Annotated in this window: 16 protein-coding genes; 11 read left to right on the top strand and 5 right to left on the bottom strand. The window is 36.6% G+C overall.

Annotation, left to right across the window (positions count from 1 at the left end):
* Positions 1 to 148: 148 nt before the first annotated feature.
* Positions 149 to 1,060 carry a fumarylacetoacetate hydrolase family protein gene (locus HMPREF2603_RS06725; protein WP_002481875.1) on the top strand — a complete coding sequence of 304 codons (912 nt, stop codon included), beginning with the start codon at positions 149 to 151 and terminating at the stop codon, positions 1,058 to 1,060.
* Positions 1,061 to 1,235: 175 nt separating this feature from the next.
* Here the strand turns inward: HMPREF2603_RS06725 and HMPREF2603_RS06720 are convergent, their stop codons facing one another.
* The 3 genes from HMPREF2603_RS06720 to HMPREF2603_RS06710 form a co-directional block, all read right to left on the bottom strand.
* Positions 1,236 to 1,631, bottom strand: a complete 396-nt coding sequence (locus HMPREF2603_RS06720; protein WP_002481876.1) for a YisL family protein — start codon at positions 1,629 to 1,631, stop codon at positions 1,236 to 1,238.
* Positions 1,632 to 1,765: 134 nt separating this feature from the next.
* Positions 1,766 to 3,088 carry a CoA-disulfide reductase gene (locus HMPREF2603_RS06715; RefSeq protein ID WP_060803835.1) on the bottom strand — a complete coding sequence of 441 codons (1,323 nt, stop codon included), beginning with the start codon at positions 3,086 to 3,088 and terminating at the stop codon, positions 1,766 to 1,768.
* Between the two features lie 104 nt (positions 3,089 to 3,192).
* On the bottom strand, positions 3,193 to 4,038 hold the full coding sequence (locus HMPREF2603_RS06710; protein ID WP_060803836.1) for a Cof-type HAD-IIB family hydrolase: 846 nt from the start codon (positions 4,036 to 4,038) through the stop codon (positions 3,193 to 3,195).
* Positions 4,039 to 4,266: 228 nt separating this feature from the next.
* Here HMPREF2603_RS06710 and HMPREF2603_RS06705 point away from each other — a divergent pair, with 228 nt between their 5' ends.
* From HMPREF2603_RS06705 to clpB, 3 genes are all read left to right on the top strand, one after another.
* Positions 4,267 to 4,575, top strand: a complete 309-nt coding sequence (locus tag HMPREF2603_RS06705) for a metal-sulfur cluster assembly factor (RefSeq protein ID WP_002481879.1) — start codon at positions 4,267 to 4,269, stop codon at positions 4,573 to 4,575.
* Positions 4,576 to 4,877: 302 nt separating this feature from the next.
* Positions 4,878 to 6,731 carry an acyltransferase family protein gene (locus HMPREF2603_RS06700; RefSeq protein ID WP_023015798.1) on the top strand — a complete coding sequence of 618 codons (1,854 nt, stop codon included), beginning with the start codon at positions 4,878 to 4,880 and terminating at the stop codon, positions 6,729 to 6,731.
* 258 nt (positions 6,732 to 6,989) lie between these two features.
* Positions 6,990 to 9,596 (top strand): ATP-dependent chaperone ClpB, encoded by a 2,607-nt coding sequence (gene clpB / locus HMPREF2603_RS06695; RefSeq protein ID WP_060803837.1) that lies wholly within the window; start codon positions 6,990 to 6,992, stop codon positions 9,594 to 9,596.
* A gap of 99 nt (positions 9,597 to 9,695) precedes the next feature.
* On the opposite strand, the gene HMPREF2603_RS06690 is transcribed toward clpB, so the two are convergent.
* Positions 9,696 to 9,899, bottom strand: a complete 204-nt coding sequence (locus HMPREF2603_RS06690; protein WP_070502008.1) for a YjzD family protein — start codon at positions 9,897 to 9,899, stop codon at positions 9,696 to 9,698.
* Between the two features lie 259 nt (positions 9,900 to 10,158).
* Here HMPREF2603_RS06690 and HMPREF2603_RS06685 point away from each other — a divergent pair, with 259 nt between their 5' ends.
* A complete protein-coding gene (locus HMPREF2603_RS06685; RefSeq protein ID WP_023015800.1) occupies positions 10,159 to 11,100 on the top strand; it encodes a beta-ketoacyl-ACP synthase III in 942 nt (313 codons plus the stop codon).
* An 11-nt stretch (positions 11,101 to 11,111) separates the two neighbouring features.
* Positions 11,112 to 12,356, top strand: coding sequence for a beta-ketoacyl-ACP synthase II (gene fabF / locus HMPREF2603_RS06680; protein WP_002481937.1), 1,245 nt, complete (start codon positions 11,112 to 11,114; stop codon positions 12,354 to 12,356).
* A 440-nt stretch (positions 12,357 to 12,796) separates the two neighbouring features.
* Here fabF and HMPREF2603_RS06675 read toward each other — a convergent pair whose 3' ends face one another.
* Complete coding sequence (locus HMPREF2603_RS06675; protein ID WP_002481938.1) at positions 12,797 to 13,171, bottom strand: DUF3899 domain-containing protein; 375 nt, start codon at positions 13,169 to 13,171, stop codon at positions 12,797 to 12,799.
* Positions 13,172 to 13,456: 285 nt separating this feature from the next.
* Between HMPREF2603_RS06675 and opp3b the strand changes: the two genes are divergently transcribed.
* Genes opp3b through HMPREF2603_RS06650 form a run of 5 tightly spaced genes read left to right on the top strand, consistent with a single transcriptional unit; the run spans position 13,457 to position 19,261 of the window.
* Positions 13,457 to 14,383, top strand: coding sequence for an oligopeptide ABC transporter permease (gene opp3b / locus HMPREF2603_RS06670; protein WP_060803838.1), 927 nt, complete (start codon positions 13,457 to 13,459; stop codon positions 14,381 to 14,383).
* The gene (gene opp3C / locus HMPREF2603_RS06665) at positions 14,383 to 15,450 is read left to right on the top strand and encodes an oligopeptide ABC transporter permease (RefSeq protein WP_002481941.1); all 1,068 of its coding nucleotides are present in this window, start codon (positions 14,383 to 14,385) and stop codon (positions 15,448 to 15,450) included. Before opp3b ends, opp3C begins: the two co-directional genes overlap by 1 nt.
* 14 nt (positions 15,451 to 15,464) lie before the next feature.
* The gene (locus HMPREF2603_RS06660; RefSeq protein WP_002481942.1) at positions 15,465 to 16,547 is read left to right on the top strand and encodes an ABC transporter ATP-binding protein; all 1,083 of its coding nucleotides are present in this window, start codon (positions 15,465 to 15,467) and stop codon (positions 16,545 to 16,547) included.
* On the top strand, positions 16,537 to 17,580 hold the full coding sequence (locus tag HMPREF2603_RS06655) for an ABC transporter ATP-binding protein (protein WP_002481943.1): 1,044 nt from the start codon (positions 16,537 to 16,539) through the stop codon (positions 17,578 to 17,580). The genes HMPREF2603_RS06660 and HMPREF2603_RS06655 overlap by 11 nt, the downstream gene beginning before the upstream one ends.
* Before the next feature lie 13 nt (positions 17,581 to 17,593).
* Positions 17,594 to 19,261 (top strand): peptide ABC transporter substrate-binding protein, encoded by a 1,668-nt coding sequence (locus tag HMPREF2603_RS06650; protein WP_060803839.1) that lies wholly within the window; start codon positions 17,594 to 17,596, stop codon positions 19,259 to 19,261.
* The last annotated feature ends 150 nt before the right edge of the window (positions 19,262 to 19,411 follow it).

Here is a 19,411-nt window from a genome sequence, read left to right as displayed (position 1 = left end):
GGGTAGAGATAATTAAGAGGATTAGACGTTTAGTTTATATTTTCATATTATCACTCCCTATATTTGGAAGTGTTTATTAAATATTTGTTATTTTTCTGAAAATACAGTTATAATGTAAATTAAGATTGAGATGAGGAGCTGATATTGAATGAAATTTTTATCATTCAAATATAATGATGAAACATCGTATGGTGTGAAAGTAAAACGTGAAGAAGCAGCTTGGGATTTAAGAAAAGTTTTCGCAGATTTTGGTGAAGGCGACTTCCATCCTAAGACTTTATTAGAAGGTTTAGAACAAAACCATACATTAGATTTCCAAGAGCAAGTGCGTAAAGCAGTTGTCGCAGCAACAGATAGTCCAAATTCAGAAGACTATAAAGTACAATTTGCAGACTTAGAATTTTTACCACCTGTGACACCGCCGAACAATGTGATTGCATTCGGACGTAACTATAAAGAGCATGCGGATGAATTGAATCATAGTGTAGAACGCTTATACGTGTTCACAAAAGCAGCATCATCTTTAACAGGTGATGAATCAACAATTCCTAACCATAAAGATATTACAGATACATTGGATTATGAAGGTGAATTAGGGGTTGTTATCGGTAAATCAGGCGAGAAAATTCCTAAAGGTTTAGCATTAGACTATGTATACGGTTATACAATCATTAACGATATCACAGACCGTACAGCACAACGTCAACAAGACCAAGCCTTTTTATCTAAAAGCTTAACTGGCGGTTGCCCTATGGGTCCTTATATCGTTACTAAAGATGAATTACCGACACCTGAAGACGTAAATATTGTCACAAAAGTAAACAATGAAATTCGTCAAGATGGCAATACAAGTCAAATGATTCTTAAAATTGATGAATTGATCGCAGAAATCTCTAAATTTGTTGCTTTACACCCAGGTGATATCATTGCGACAGGTACACCATCAGGTGTTGGGGCAGGTATGAATCCACCTCAATATTTACAACCTGGTGATGAAGTTAAAGTTACAATTGATAATATCGGTACTTTAACTAACTTTATCTCTAAAGAAGAAGAGTAATTAATAATCATCATGCTTTTTAATTAAGCATATTATTATAATAAAGCCCGAATTGAAATGAATTTGTTTCAACTCGGGTCTTTTAATATCCAAAATAGAAAAATTAATTTTCACTTAAAGTTTAAACATAATAAGAAAAGCTCATCACATGTAGTGACGAGCTTTAAATAGTTTATTAATTACCAATGCCGAATAGGCTTGAGATTGGTCCTTCTGGTAAGATAATGCCTAATGCCATTGTGATAATGATTAGAACGATCGTACCCCAGAATAAACCTGTGTGTGAAACTGAACGTTCTTTACGGATTAATGTTACTTCCATTAAAGCAACAACTGCGATACCGCAAATCATTTTTAATGTGAGTAACATATGTGCACTACCTGTTGCAGTAGCGAATTCTACAACAACTTGCCACACACCACTGAATAAGATCAGTACTAAGAACAAACGTAATGCCATGTGCAACGGTTTGTAAGCTTTCTTAGGTGCACCGGGTGATTTAAAACTGAAATAAGCTGCGATAAATAAAATAATCCCGATGACCCAGCTGAAAATGTGTAAATGTAACATGTAATTTCCCCATTTCTTCAATATTCCGTATCTATGATAACATATAACCTTAGTTTAATTATAATGATTATAATTATTTTGAATTTATTTTTGAATGCTTGATGGTTTTATGGATTTTCTCTAAATAATATATATTATTTAGATTGCGCTTTATAACCCACCATATTAATAATATCTTTAGGTGAACTATAAGGCGGCGCATAGGCTGGTTCGAATTCAGTTAGTTCATCAATTGTCATATTGTTTTGCATGGCCATAGATAGTACATCAATACGTTTATCTGCACCTGCTTTACCGACTGCGGCAGCGCGTAAAATACGACGTGTATCTTTGTCGAAATAGACACGTAAATGGACACGTTCTGCGCCAGGGAAGTAGCTGGCATGGTTGTATTGTTCATTTTCAGTCATACCATAATTAAAGTGTTTCAATTCGTTTGGTGAGATACCGACACTCGTTAAAGTATAATCAAAGAATTTCACCGCATTTGCGCCTAAGAAGCCTTTAAACGGCGGAGCACTGTCTAAAGCGATATGTTGTGCTACAATGCTGGCAGCACGATGTGCACCCCAAGCTAGCGGTACACGTGTTGGTAAGTCAACATGACGATAATAGTAAGAGGCAATGTCGCCAATCGCATAAATGTCTTCAAAGTTCGTTTGGAAGTATGCGTTGACTGGGACATAACCATCGTCATCTAATTTGATGTCAGTATCTTTAAATGATTCATTGTTCGGTACAATACCGAGACCTTCAATAATCATGTCGAAGTCTTCTTGTTTACCTGATTTGAAGTGCACCGTTTTACCCTCTACAGTGTCAATTTCTTCATTGAGTCGATAATCAATTTTGCGTTCATCCATCGCATCGAAAATCACTTGGTTCATATCTTGATCCATGAATTTATTGACTTTATCTGAGCGGTGGATTAATACAGTTTCTAAACCGTGATGATATAAGTTTTCTAAGACTTCTAATGAAATGTAGCCGGCACCGACAATCAGCACCTTTTTAACATTATTTTGTTTAATGTAGTTTTCAATCGCATCTGTATCTTCTAGGTTACGTAGTGTAAAGGCCATATCAGTGCCCAGTGGGAGTGAGTTTGCGCGACAACCTGGACTTAAAATTAATTTATCGTAATTGTCTGTGAATGTTTCGCCAGTCTCTCTGTTTTTGACTGTCACTTCTTTTTTAGAAGGATCAACATGTATGACTTCGTGATAGACATGTGCATCGATATCTTTTTGTTCTTTTAAACCTTTAGGTGTGTAATTGAGCAATTGCGAACGATCTGGAATAATACCGCCTAAATAATAGGGAAGACCACAGTTCGCAAAAGTCACATCACGATCTTTCTCATACACCGTTATCTTATAGTCTGAATTTAATCGGCGTAATTGGCTTGCGACTGTTGCGCCGCCAGCGACACCGCCGACAATAATAATATGTGTCATGTTTTTACCTCCAATATGATGTAATAAAAAAACAAGGTTGATACAAAGTGTCATAATAGATTGTCTTTAAAACACTTGCAAACCTTGAATTGATAAGATTTATATTAACAAGAATGCACGTTTGCGTTTTCTTGATAAGGAATATTTAAACTGAAAAAGTCATTTAAATAACGGCCGATACCGTCTTGGTTGTTAGAATAAGTTGTTTCTTTTGCGATGTGTTTCAGTTCATCTAAGCCGTTATCCATCGCTACGCCATGTTTCGCGTATTTAATCATTTCGGTATCGTTATCTTCGTCGCCGAAAGCGATAATGTGATTGCGGTCTACACCGAGTGCATCTTTCACACTATCAATTCCTCTCGCTTTACTTATACCCCGTTTAACAATCTCTATAACTGGGAATGGCGCACCCCAGCGGCGATGTTCAATACTTTCTGCGAAGAAACGTGACAACATTTGTTTTACTCTTGGAATCATATGCTCTTCGGCTTCGATTAAAATAGAAGTCGGTGATTCATTTAATTGGCTGACGATATCTCCAGTCTCAATTTTAGGATTGCCCATAGAGAAACCTTCGAATAGATGTTCATCGTACGTATCGATAAAGACATGGTCTTTTACTTCTGCGATAATATTTTTTACCTGCATATTACGTAATGCGTTAATAATACTTGAGGCCAAGTCTGGATCCAATGTCTCATGTGTGACAGGGAAGTCAGCATCTGTCGGATTATGCACATAGGCACCATTGAAGTTGACAATCGGCGTATTTAAGCCTAATTGGTCATAATAAGGGCGGCTGGCTCTGAAAGGTCTGCCTGTCGCAATCATGATATGGTGGCCTTGTTCTTTTAACGTTTGTAAAACTTTAAATGTATATGTTGAAATTTCTTTTTCATCGTTTAATAATGTTCCGTCTAAATCTAAACAAATTAAATAAGGTTCCATAGTATAATCTCCTTGTGCTTAAGTTGATAAATAAATCTAAATGCGGTTTGACGCATGAAATGGATGAATTGAGTATAAACACTGCTCAATCTCCTTATATGAAACATTGTCTATAAATAGGCTGATTCATTTTTTGTGAATGTATTCCTATAATAGCATTTTATTGGAGTTTTGTCGGATATTTGATATATTGATAATAACCATAATTGCATAAAAGAGGTGAATATAATGGATGAAGCATTAAAAGATAATATCTTAGGTGCATTAGAAAACGTAATTGACCCTGAGCTCGGCATTGATATCGTCAACTTAGGTTTAGTATATAAAGTCAATCTCGAAGACGATGGTTTATGTAAAGTAGAGATGACACTAACATCAATGGGTTGTCCTTTAGGACCACAAATTATTGAACAAATCAAAATGGCGCTTGCAGAAATTCCGGAAATTCAAGATACTGAAGTGAATGTTGTTTGGAATCCGCCATGGAATAAAGATATGATGTCACGCTATGCGAAAATCGCTTTAGGCGTGAGCTAAGAGATATCATGCCAATGATATAAGAAATGAAACGACTTATTTGTTTAAAGCTAATGAAAAATAGCTGAAGACGATAAGTCGTTTTTTTTATCCCGAATTGTACTTGTTCACAAAATTGTTATAAATGAGTTGTGCGACTCATGCTAAATAAAAGATTTATTCAAATAACTATAAAATATCTTGATATTGCAAGAATATTACATTAATATTACAATTGGTAATTATGACACTCACGTGTTCTGTCACATACATAGAGCACAATGAACCACGCAAAATCTTAAATCAGAAAGAAAGGTAAATGCATGACTAATTTGAAACGCAGTTCAGCTCAGAACAGTGCATCACCTGAAAAACCTAAAAAAATGAACTATATGCCTGGTTTAGATGGGTTAAGGGCAATTGCTGTGCTCGGTATTCTTATCTACCATTTAAATAAACAATGGCTTTCAGGCGGATTTCTTGGTGTAGATACGTTCTTTGTTATTTCTGGATATTTAATCACAAGTCTTTTATTAATAGAACATCATCAAACAGGAACGATCAGTTTAAAGCGCTTCTGGTACAGACGTATTAAACGTTTGATTCCAGCAATGTTATTTGTGGTCAGTGTAACTACGATATTCACGTTGTTATTCCAAAGAGATGAAATACTTCGTGTTAAACAAGATGCGATTGCGGCTATTTTTTACGTCTCTAACTGGTGGTATATCGCTAAAGATGTCAATTATTTCGACCAATTTTCATTTGAACCTTTAAAACATTTATGGTCTCTTGCGATTGAAGAACAATTCTATTTATTCTTTCCTTTAGTTTTGATTTTATTACTGGCTAAAGTTAAGAAACATAAACAAATTGTATTGATATTTTGGATTATCTCATTAGCTTCATTATTAGCAATGGTGTGGATTACACATCCTGGCATGAACTTCTCGCGTGTGTACTTCGGTACAGATACACGCTTGCAAACGTTATTACTCGGTGTCATTCTTGCATTTTTATGGCCGCCGAACCGTTTGAGAAAAGATCCACCACTTGCGGTACGTATGTCAGTTGATTTGATGGGAGTTATCTCATTAGCAATTTTAATGACTTTATTTGTCGTTGTAGAAGACCAAAGTTACTGGATTTATAACGGTGGTTTCTACTTGATTTCAGGGATTACACTCTTCTTAATTGCAAGTGTGGTACATCCGAGCGGCTTATTAGCACGCTTTATGGGCAATCCATTATTTGTATATATCGGACAACGCTCATATAGTTTATATTTATGGCATTTCCCAATTATCGTATTATTGCATCGCTACTTTGTAGCAGGACAAATTCCAGTATGGGTGTATGTCGTAGATGTTGTTTTAACATTCATTATGGCCGAAGTGTCTTATCGTTATGTTGAAACACCATTTAGAAAACAAGGCTTCAAAATGTTGTCATTTAGAACGAAATCAAAACGTATTTGGGTTCATTGGCTGGCATTATTAGTCATTGCGATTCCGTTTGCGGTAATTTTAGCAGGTGTCTTTGATCATTACGGTAAAGATAAAACTGCGGATAAAGCGACTCAATTCAATACAAATTCAATTGATAAATATGTGGTACGCCCAGTGCCGTATGGCAAAATTGATTTCTTAGGCAATGGCGGCGGTAAGCAGCCAGAAGAACAAGTTGAAGTATACAATAAAGTGAAACCTTTATTAATCGGTGACTCTGTTATGGTTGATATTGGTGAACGCTTTAAAGAACAAGTACCGCATTCAGTCATTGATGGTAAAGTGGGACGTAATATGTACCAAGCTAAACCATTAATCGAACAAAATTACAGTCACTATAATAAAAAAGGCGACCAAGTCATTATTGAATTAGGTACGAATGGTGACTTCAATAAAGAACAATTAGATGATGTCATCGCATCATTCGGTAAAGCGGACATCTATTTAGTCAACACACGTGTGCCGCGTTCTTATGAAGGACACGTTAACCAATTGATGAAAGAAGCGGCTAAAGAACATAAAAACGTTAAACTCGTAGATTGGTATAAACGTTCGGCAGGACATCCTGAATACTTCGCATATGACGGTATTCATTTAGAGTATCCAGGTGTTAAAGCATTATCTGATGAAATCATTAAAACAATGGGTCTCAGTAAAAAAGACAAGTAAATAGAAACGAATACAAGAACTGAAATCAGAAAATGAATGCTGATTTCAGTTCTTTTCTTATATTTAGAGTGAGTTTGTTATAGGTAAAAGTTTTGTGGTAAGCATATGAGGAATGATTTAAAAAGAAGAGAAAAATTTACTGAAACGAAGCGTTATAAGTTGAAAAATAAAGGGTCGATGCTCTATACTATGTATAAGGTCAAAGAAAGTCAAAGTCAAAAGGACTTGCAAGCATACTGAGTAACAGAGGTGAAGAGAATGGATGCAAATAAGATGACCTATGCCGTGCAAGAAGCGTTACAACAAGCGATTCAACTTGCACAAGACTATGAACAACAAAACGTAGAAATAGAAGCAGTGTTATTAGCTGCCTTAAAAGAAACAGATAGTTTATTTAATAGTGTATTAGAACGTGCCAATATTGATACGAGTGAATTAGCGAACGCATATGATTCAAAATTAAAACGCCATGCGACAGTTAAAGGCGATAATATTCAATATGGTCAATATATCGGCAATGAAACCAATACGCTGTTTAATAAAGCAGAAGCTATTATGAAAGACTATGATGATGAGTTTGTATCAATGGAACATGTGTTGTTAGCAGCCATGGAAGTTGATGACACAACTAAATCATACGTCGGTAATAAAAATGAAGTAATCAAAGAAATTATTAAGAAGATCAGAGGAGGAAATCACGTGACATCACAAAATCCAGAAGCAAACTATGAAGCACTTGAAAAATATGGTCGTGATTTAGTAGAAGAAGTCCGACAAGGAAATATGGATCCAGTTATCGGAAGAGATGAAGAAATTCGTAATACGATTCGTATCTTAAGTCGTAAAACGAAAAATAACCCTGTCTTAATCGGGGAACCAGGTGTCGGTAAAACTGCGATTGTTGAAGGATTAGCACAACGAATTGTGAAAAAAGACGTGCCGGAATCCTTATTAGATAAAACAATCTTCGAATTAGACCTAAGTGCATTAGTGGCTGGTGCAAAATACCGTGGTGAATTCGAAGAACGCTTAAAAGCAGTCTTAAAAGAAATTAAAGATGCTGACGGTCGTATTATTCTCTTTATCGACGAATTGCATATGCTAGTCGGTGCAGGTAAAACAGACGGTGCGATGGATGCAGGCAACATGTTGAAACCGATGTTAGCACGTGGTGAATTACACTGTATCGGTGCAACAACTTTAAATGAGTATCGTGAATATATTGAAAAAGACTCAGCATTAGAACGTCGTTTCCAAAAAGTAAACGTGTCTGAACCTGATGTAGAAGATACGATCTCTATTTTACGTGGATTGAAAGAACGCTATGAAGTGTATCATGGTGTACGTATTCAAGACCGTGCATTAGTTGCTGCGGCAGAATTATCAGATCGTTATATCACAGATCGTTTTTTACCAGATAAAGCAATTGACTTAGTAGACCAAGCATGTGCGACAATTCGTACAGAAATGGGTTCTAACCCAACAGAACTCGACCAAGTCAACCGTCGTGTAATGCAGTTAGAAATTGAAGAAAATGCGCTACAACATGAATCAGACAGTGTCAGCCAACAACGTTTGAAAGAACTTCAAGAAGAGCTTTCAAATGAAAAAGAAAAACAAGCAGCGTTACAATCTCGTGTAGAACAAGAAAAAGAAAAAATTGCGAAATTACAAGAAAAACGTGCAGAACTTGATGAAAGCCGTAAAGCATTAGAAGATGCTGAAAATAACTATAATCTTGAAAAAGCAGCGGAATTGCAACACGGTAAAATCCCTCAATTAGAAAAAGAATTACGTGAATTAGAAGATGCGTTCCAAGATGATCAAGTTGGTGATGAAGAACGTATTATCCGTGAAATTGTGACAGATGAAGAAATCGGAGATATCGTCAGTCAATGGACAGGTATTCCAGTTACAAAATTAGTGGAAAGTGAACGTGACAAATTACTACACTTAAACGATATCTTGCATGAACGTGTCGTAGGTCAAGATAAAGCCGTTGATTTAGTTGCAGATGCGGTTATTAGAGCACGTGCAGGTATTAAAGACCCTAACCGTCCAATCGGAAGTTTCTTATTCCTAGGACCAACAGGTGTCGGTAAAACAGAGCTTGCGAAAGCTTTAGCTTCTAGCTTATTCGATTCAGAAAAACACATGATTCGTATCGACATGAGTGAGTATATGGAAAAACACTCTGTCTCTCGTTTAATCGGAGCGCCTCCAGGCTATGTCGGTCATGATGAAGGCGGTCAATTAACAGAAGCAGTGCGTCGTAATCCTTACTCAGTTATCTTATTAGATGAAGTAGAAAAAGCACACTCTGATGTCTTCAACGTGTTATTACAATTATTAGATGAAGGTCACTTAACAGATTCTAAAGGCCGTAACGTAGACTTCAAAAACACAATCATCATTATGACAAGTAACATTGGTTCGCAAATCTTACTTGAACAAGTGAAAGAAACAGGTGTAATTACAGAAGACACAGAAAAAGCAGTCATGAATAATTTAAATCAATTCTTCAAACCTGAAATCCTGAACCGTATGGATGATATTGTATTATTCCGTCCATTATCAGTAGATGACATGAGCTTGATTGTAGAAAAAATCTTAGCAGAATTGAATATCCGCTTATTAGATCAACGAATTTCAATTGAAGTGTCAGACGCAGCGAAAAAATGGTTGGGTGAAGAAGCATATGAACCGCAATTTGGTGCGCGTCCATTAAAACGTTTTGTACAACGTCAAATTGAAACGCCATTAGCACGTATGATGATTAAAGAATCATTACCAGAAGGTACAACAATTAAAGTTGACTTAGATGATGATGGTTTACAATTTGATGTAGAAAAAGCACAAATATAATGATTAATATAAAGAAACAGCCGTATCGCATTTGATACGGCTGTTTTCATACATAAAAAAATCCAGCAAGAACTTTTGCTGGATGCGAAATGCGGGCTGTTATTGTTTACTGTCTTCTTCTGCAGCAGATGGCTTAATAGGTTTCATTAGTGCGTCTAAAGCAACGATAGCAAATGTAAAGACAACTGCTAAAACTAATGGAAGAACCATATCTAATGTTCCGCCGCCGGCTAAACTGTTTAACACGAAGTTAACCATTTGAAGCAGCAAAACAGACCAGAATAGTACCATAATGTATTTCATCTGTTGTGCCTCCATATTTCATCTTTAGTTCAATTATAAAATAGAGTGATTGCTTTGTATAGTGAAATCAGGAAATTCGACACAAGAGCCAAGTTGTAGAAGATGAAACAACATCACATTTATTGTGATACGCGCGTTCAAATATTATAATAGTGTAAGCAATGTCATGATGGATACGAATAAAGCACTTGTATTCAAAAAGTAGAATATGATAAATTAATACCTGGTATTAAAATTATTTTTAAGAAGGTGTAGAACCATGAATGTGGGTATTAAAGGTTTTGGAACTTACGTTCCAGAAAAAGTAGTAGACAATGCCTATTTTGAATCGTTTTTAGAAACATCTGATGAATGGATTTCTAAAATGACTGGAATCAAAGAACGTAGATGGGCAGGCGAAGACGAAGAAACATCAGATCTTGCTTATGAAGCAAGTGTGAAAGCAATTGAAGATGCAGGAATTAAACCTGAAGATATAGATATGGTAATTGTCGCAACATCAACAGGAGACTTCCCGTTTCCAACTGTAGCTAATATGTTGCAAGACCGTTTAGGTTTAGGAAAAGTTGCGACGATGGATCAATTAGCAGCATGTTCAGGATTTATGTATTCCTTGATTACTGCCAAACAGTACATACAGTCAGGTGACTATCATAATATTTTAGTAGTCGGTGTGGATAAACTTTCTAAAATTACTGATTTAACAGATCGTTCGACTGCTATTTTATTCGGTGATGGTGCAGGTGCAGCAGTAATCGGTGAAGTATCTGAAGGACATGGTATCTTAAGCTATGAAATGGGTTCTGACGGCAGTGGCGGCAAGTATTTATACTTGAACCACGATAACGGCAAAATCTTTATGAACGGTCGTGAAGTGTTTAAATTTGCGGTTCGTATTATGGGAGAAGCTTCTCGAAATGTAGTGGATAAAGCCGGATTAACTGCTGATGATGTCGATATGTTCGTACCGCATCAAGCGAACATCAGAATCATGGAATCTGCTCGTGAACGCTTAGGTATTCCAAAAGAAAAAATGAGTGTATCAGTAGATAGATTCGGCAATACTTCAGCGGCTTCTATTCCGTTAAGTATTGGACAAGAACTCGAAAACGGCAGAATTAAAGACGGCGATGTCTTAGTGCTAGTCGGTTTCGGCGGCGGCCTGACTTGGGGCGCAATTACATTAAGATGGGGAAAATAGGAGGATAAGGTATGAGCAAAGAGCAACGCGTTGTAATTACAGGAATTGGCGCATTATCTCCATTAGGAAATGATGCAGAAACGTCATGGGAAAACGCTTTAAAAGGTGTTAACGGAATTGATGAGATTACTCGTATTGACACATCTGATTACAATGTTCATTTAGGCGGAGAATTAAAAGACTTCAATGTTGAAGATTATATCGATAGAAAAGAAGCACGTCGTATGGATCGTTTCACACAGTATGCGGTAGTAGCGGCACGTGAAGCGGTACAAGATGCGAAGTTGGATATTAATGATAAAACAGCTGACAGAATCGGTGTATGGATTGGTTCAGGTATCGGAGGCATGGAAACTTTCGAAGTGGCACATAGCCAATTGTTAAATCGTGGGCCACGCCGTGTCAGCCCGTTCTTCGTACCAATGTTGATTCCTGATATGGCAACAGGCCAAGTATCAATTGATTTAGGTGCTAAAGGACCAAACGGTTCAACAGTGACAGCTTGTGCAACAGGTACTAACTCAATTGGTGAAGCATTTAAAATTATCCAACGCGGTGATGCAGATGCGATGGTAACTGGCGGTAGTGAAGCGCCGATTACACATATGGCAATTGCTGGATTCAGCGCAAGCCGTGCGTTATCTACAAACAATGACAAAGAAACAGCATGTCGTCCATTCCAAGAAGGCCGTGATGGCTTCGTAATGGGTGAAGGTGCAGGTATCGTAGTGCTTGAGTCGTTAGAATCAGCACAAGCGCGTGGTGCGAAAATTTACGCTGAAATCGTTGGTTATGGTTCAACAGGTGATGCGTATCATATCACTGCACCAGCGCCTGAGGGTGAAGGCGGTTCTCGCGCAATGAAAGCTGCGATGGATGATGCAGGTATCGAACCGAAAGATGTACAATACTTAAACGCACATGGTACAAGTACACCAGTAGGTGACTTGACAGAAGTTCTTGCGATTAAAAATACATTCGGCGATGCTGCGAAAAACTTAAAAGTCAGCTCAACTAAATCAATGACTGGCCACTTATTAGGTGCTACAGGTGGTTTAGAAGCTATCTTCTCAGCGCTTTCTATTCGTGATAGTAAAGTTGCGCCAACAATCCATGCAGTAACACCAGATCCTGAATGTGATTTAGACTTCGTGCCAAATGAAGCACAAGACTTAGACATCACATATGCGATGAGTAACAGTTTAGGTTTCGGTGGTCACAACGCAGTATTAGTATTGAAAAAATTTGAAGACTAATTTTAAATAGACCTAAAAATAAGCCAGATGTTTGGACTCTAAATCAGAGTGCAAATATCTGGCTTTTGTCTTTACTGAAAATACAATTGTATTTTATGCAGAAGCATTCATATTGAATATACAGATGCGATAGTGTAACAAAATGAATGGATTTTTCAGGTTTAATATACAAAAAGACATGCGATTATTACTATATTTCACTGAAAACCCTACAATGAACGTATTAAATTAATAAGAAATACAAAAAATAGATAAATAACTTATGTTGAATTTTCTTGTTTAGTACTAAAAATTTAGATTTTGTCAATGATGTATAATATGTGAAAAGCTTCCTTTGTATATCCTGAATAGACAATTGAAATTAAGTGTGGTAAATAAAACTAGCAATTAAATAGGTAGAAAAAACGGCAAAGTGAAATCACTCTGCCGTTTTTTTGTGGTTAAAAAGTGAAAGTCGCCAGCAAACATAAAATGACATAAACCACATTGACTAAAGTTAAATAGATCGTCCAACGTTCTACAATATAGACCTCTCTTTTAACTTGTTTAGGATTAATAAATTCATCATCAACATGTGCTTTACGATGTTTGGCACTAGACATTTGGTAGCGCAAACGCCTGAAACCATAGCTTGTCGCATCAAAGATACCATCTTGAACTAAGATGAAAACGAAGCCGACAATAAAAAGCAACATACTGACAATGAATAAGATGTCGATAAATTGGGTCCACGTATGTTCGCGAAACAGCCAAATAATCAAACTTAAAACAGGTGAGAATATTGCCCAGAAAATCCATCGGAAATGTTTATTCATATCACGATTACCTCTCGATTCATTAAAAATTTAAAAGTAATTCATCAGCATTTATTTAGTAATAACTATAAAGTTTTTTTAATAGAAATACAAGAAACAAAAAGCACGTAATCTATTGATATTGCTATATTTGTTACACATGTGTGACGGAACTTTTTGTTATAACATTTAAATTATTCAAAAAATTGTGTTGATTTTAAATGTAAAGTACCGATATACTAATATTAAAATATTTCTGATAATTAGAAGGGAATGTTTAATTTGAATCTATAAGGGGGATTGTCAATGCTTAGATATATACTCAAGCGTTTTGGGTACATGCTTATTTCTTTGTTTATCATTATGACTATCACTTTCTTCTTAATGAAATTGATGCCAGGTTCACCGTTTAATGATGCAAAGTTAAGCGCAGATCAAAAGGAGATTTTGAACGAGACCTACGGTTTGAATGATCCAGTCATTGTACAATATTTGCACTACTTAAAGAACGTAGTCACAGGAGATTTTGGGGTTTCATTCCAATATCATAACCAACCAGTGTGGGATTTAATTCAACCTCGTTTGATTCCGTCAATTGAAATGGGACTTGCGGCGATGGTCATCGGGATTGTTTTAGGATTGATTTTGGGTGTTGCAGCAGCAACAAAACAAAATACATGGGTGGATTACTCAGCGACAGTTATTTCAGTTATCGCTGTTTCAGTACCATCATTCGTATTAGCAGTATTATTACAATATGTGTTCTCAGTAAGATTAAGATTGTTCCCAGTAGCAGGTTGGGAAGGTATTTCAACAGCTATTCTGCCATCACTCGCACTTTCAGCAGGCGTACTTGCGACAGTCGCACGATACATACGAGCGGAAATGATCGAAGTGCTGAGTTCTGATTATATTTTACTTGCGAGAGCCAAAGGGAATTCAATGATGCGTGTGCTATTCGGCCATGCATTACGAAATGCATTGATTCCAGTTATCACAATCATCGTGCCGATGTTAGCTGGAATTTTAACAGGGACACTTACAATCGAGAATATCTTCGGGGTTCCAGGACTAGGGGATCAGTTCGTAAGATCGATTCAAACGAATGACTTCTCTGTCATTATGGCAACCACTCTTTTATTCAGTACGTTATTCATCGTATCGATTTTCATAGTGGATATTTTATATGGAATTATCGATCCGCGTATTAGGATACAAGGAGGTAAGAAATAATGGCAGAAGACAAAAAACAACACTTGCATGGAGATTACTCCAATGCAACGTTATCACATACGACAGATGGCGAGAATGCGCCTGACTTTATCTTAGTAGAACAAGATATTGATAAAGAACCAGAAATTCAACGTGAAAGTAAAAACTTCTGGCAAGATGCTTGGAGCCAATTAAGACGAAATAAACTTGCAGTAGTCGGGATGATCGGATTAATTTTAATCATCATCATGGCACTTGTCGGTCCTTTAATCAGCAGCCATGATTATGCTGAACAAGATGTAGACCGCAGAAACTTACCAGCAAAAATACCTGTCTTAGACAAAATACCTTTCTTACCGTTTGACGGTGTAGGTGCAGATGGCAAAGACGCATATAAAGAAGCTGGTGTGAAAGAGAACTTCTGGTTTGGGACAGACCAATTAGGTCGTGACTTATGGTCACGTACTTGGCAAGGTGCACAAGTATCATTATTCATCGGTGTTGTTGCCGCCGCATTAGATATCTTTATCGGTGTAGTTTACGGGGCAATATCCGGATTCTTTGGAGGACGAACAGATGACGTCATGCAGCGGATTATAGAAATCATCGCTTCTATTCCGAACTTGATTGTCGTAATTTTATTCGTATTGATTTTCGAACCTTCAATTTGGACAATTATTTTAGCAATGGCCATTACAGGATGGATTGGCATGAGCCGTGTTGTTCGTGGTGAGTTCTTAAAATTAAAAGGACAAGAATTCGTATTAGCATCACGTACATTAGGGGCTTCTAAAGGGAAATTGATTTTCCGTCATATTTTACCAAATACATTAGGAGCAATTGTTGTAACTTCAATGTTCACAGTACCAAGTGCAATTTTCTTCGAAGCATTCTTAAGCTTCATCGGTATCGGTGTACCAGCACCTAAAACATCACTTGGTTCATTAGTAAATGACGGACGCGCGATGTTATTGATTCATCCACATGAATTATTTATTCCAGCATTGATTTTAAGTTTATTGATTTTATTCTTCTACTTATTCAGTGATGGATTACGTGATGCATTCGATCCGAAAATGCGTAAATAAGGGAGGCAAAAAGGATGTCAGATAAAATATTAGAAGTAAACGACTTGCATGTCTCCTTTGATATTGATGCTGGAGAAGTGCAAGCTGTACGTGGTGTAGACTTTTATTTGAGAAAGGGAGAAACCCTTGCGATTGTAGGTGAATCAGGTTCTGGTAAATCAGTGACAACGAAAGCACTGACAAAACTCTTCCAAGGAGATGCTGGCCGAATTAAAAAAGGCGAAATTTTATTCTTAGGTGAAGACTTAGCACAAAAACCTGAAAAAGAATTAATCAAATTAAGAGGTAAAGACATCTCTATGATTTTCCAAGATCCGATGACGTCGTTAAATCCAACGATGCAAATAGGTAAACAAGTGATGGAACCTCTGATTAAACATCGTAACTATAGTAAATCACAAGCAAAAAAACGTGCGCTAGAGATTTTAGAAATGGTAGGTTTACCAAACGCGAAACAACGCTTTAAAGCTTATCCTCACCAATTCTCAGGTGGGCAAAGACAACGTATTGTCATTGCGACAGCACTCGCATGTGAACCAAAAGTATTAATCGCAGATGAACCGACAACAGCATTAGACGTGACAATGCAAGCACAAATTTTAGACTTGATGAAACGTCTGCAACAAAAAATTGATACATCAATTATTTTCATTACGCATGACTTAGGTGTCGTCGCAAATATCGCAGACCGTGTTGCAGTTATGTACGGTGGACAAATGATTGAAAGAGGAGAAATTGATGAAATATTCTATGACCCTCAACATCCATATACTTGGGGACTGTTATCTTCAATGCCTGACTTAGAAACAGGTAATGATATTGAATTAACAGCAATCCCAGGAACACCGCCAGACTTACTGCACCCACCAAAAGGAGATGCATTCGCACCACGAAGTCAATATGCGTTAGATATCGACTTTGAAGAAGAGCCGCCATGGTTTAAAGTATCACCGACACACTTTGTGAAATCATGGTTGTTAGATGAAAGAGCGCCGAAAGTTGAACCGCCAGAGCTTGTGAAACAACGTCAAAGAAAAATGGCGAATAAGTTTGATAAACCACAACGACAAGAGGGGGTGGCGTTCAATGAAGGATAATCGTGAACAAAAATTTAACGAATCAAATACAGCGCTAGAGCAACAAAAAAATATTGAACAAGAACAAAGGGAAACAGCTGAACAACGTCAACAAGAACCGTCACAAGAAGTGTTGCTTGAAGTTAATAACTTAAAACAATACTTTAATGTCGGAAAGCGTAATGAAGTTCGTGCTGTTGAAGGTATCTCATTCAAGATATTCAAAGGGGAAACATTCGGCTTAGTAGGAGAATCTGGTTGCGGGAAGTCAACCACTGGTAAAGCCTTAATTAAGTTGAATGATGCGACAGCTGGAGAAGTTTATTACGAAGGGGTTAACATACAAGATATTAAAAAGCGTAAAGATATGTTGAAATTCAATAAGAAAATCCAAATGATTTTCCAAGATCCATACGCTTCATTGAACCCGAGATTAAAAGTGATGGATATCGTTGCAGAAGGTATTGATATTCATAAATTAGCAAAGAATACGAAAGATCGTAAAAAACGCGTATATGACTTATTAGAAACAGTAGGTTTAAATAAAGAACACGCGAATCGTTATCCGCATGAGTTCTCTGGTGGACAAAGACAACGTATCGGTATTGCACGTGCTTTGGCAGTTGAACCAGAATTCATCATCGCAGATGAACCGATTTCAGCGCTAGACGTTTCAATTCAAGCACAAGTGGTCAACTTATTGTTGAAACTTCAACGTGAGAAAGGTATTACTTTCTTATTCATTGCCCATGACCTATCTATGGTGAAGTATATTTCAGATAGAATTGCGGTTATGCATTTCGGTAAAATTGTAGAATTAGGGACTGCGGATGAAATCTATAATCATCCTTTACATCCTTACACACAATCTTTGCTATCAGCAGTACCTCAACCAGATCCTGAAAGTGAACGTACAAGAACACGTATTGTCTATAAAGAAGATGCTGAAAAGAATGATGAACGTTCATTACAAGAAATCAATCCAGGACATTATGTCTTTGTGACAGATGAGGAAGCGCAAGAATTAAAACAAAGATTACAACAAACAGTGTAAGGGGGATAAAGCGATGAAGAAAAAATTAATTTCATTAGCCATGATGCTTGCTGCAGCAGCCCTCATACTCAGTGGGTGCAGTCAAGGCGGCGGTATTTATGATGATAAAGGGCAAGTTTATCGAGAAGTTATTTCTCAAGATATGAGTACATTAGATAGTGTATTAGCTTCTGATGAAGTTTCATTCAACACATATAACCAAGTATTTGAAGGTTTATATACATTGGATGGAGAAGATAAAATCCAGCCAGGTGTTGCTAAAGAAAAGCCGAAAAAAAGTAATGGCGGTAAAACTTTAACGATTGAACTTAGAAAAGATGCGAAGTGGTCAAATGGCGATCCAGTTACTGCACATGACTTCGTCTTTGCTTGGAGAAAAGCATTGAAACCTGAAACAGCATCTGAATATGCATATATTATGTATGATTTAAAGAATGCTCAGAAGATAAATGAAGGTAAAATGTCTCCCGATAAATTAGGCGTTAAAGCTTTAAATAAATATAAACTTCAAATTGAACTAACTAAACCGTTACCATATTTTGATCAAATGCTAGCGTTTGGTACATACATGCCACAAAATGAAAAAGTTGCGAAAAAGTATGGCAAGAGATATGGGACAACTGCTGACAAAGTTGTCTATAACGGTCCATTCAAAGTGAAAGAGTGGAAAGTAGAAGATAAAATTCTTTTAGAAAAAAATGAAGATTACTGGGACAAAAAAGCAGTTAAATTGGATAAAGTCAGCTATAAAATTCTAAAAGACCAACAAGCAGGTGCTTCTTTATATGATACGGGTTCAGCAGATGTTACGGAAATAACTTCTGAACAGGTAGATAAATACGAAAAGAATCCTGCACTGTTCAAAAGACTATTTGCTTCTACGTTCTTCTTGAAACTCAATGAAAAAGAACAAAAAGAATTTAAAAACAAAGATATGCGTTATGCAGTAGCACAATCTATCAACAAAAAAGATTACGTTGATACAGTCTTAAATAATGGATCTGCACCATTTGATGGCTTTACAGCTAAGAAAACAGCTATTCTTGAAGATGGTAAAGATTATGCTTCATTGGTAAAATCTCCATTGAAATATAATCCGAAAGAAGCTAAAGCACATCTTGAAAAAGCGAAGAAGGCTCTTGGTAAAGATGAATTCACATTCACTTTAAATACTCAAGATACAGCATCAGCAAAAATTTCAGCACAATTTATCAAGTCTGAAATGGAGAAAAACTTACCAGGTGTAACTGTCAATATTAAACAATTACCATTCAAACAGCGTGTCACAGCTGAATTATCAATGAATTATTCTATGTCTCTATCTGGATGGGGACCAGACTATCCAGACCCGATGACTTTCTTAGACATTATGACTACTGGAAATGCTCAAAACAATACAGATTGGGGCAGTAAACAGTATGATGATATGTTAAAAGAAGCTAATGGACCTTTATTAAAGAATCCAAAAGAGAGAATTAATAAATTGAAAGAAGCAGAAGAATTAATGTTGAAAGAAGCACCAGTTGCACCACTTTATCAACAAGGTAGAGCTTACTTGAAAAATCCACAAATTAAAGGTGTAGTTTATCACCAAGTTGGTGGTAGAGATTCATTGAAAACAGCCTACATCGATAAAGATATCGATAGAAAAACAGGTAAGAAAAAGAAAGATAAAGAGTAATAAACAAAGGGATAATTTTTCACACAATAAGGGGATTTAAATATTGAAACACGGTCAGTTTTGGCCGTGTTTTTCTTTATGCATAATTTAAGAAAATCGTAGTCTTTGACTTTATGTACGCTTAACCCTAGCATGACAAGTAAGAGAGAC

This window comes from Staphylococcus sp. HMSC055C03 (genome assembly GCF_001809385.1).
In the GTDB taxonomy this organism is placed as follows: domain Bacteria; phylum Bacillota; class Bacilli; order Staphylococcales; family Staphylococcaceae; genus Staphylococcus; species Staphylococcus simulans.
The sequence above is the reverse complement of the archived record's forward strand: the minus strand, read 5'-3'. Positions and strand labels throughout refer to the sequence as shown.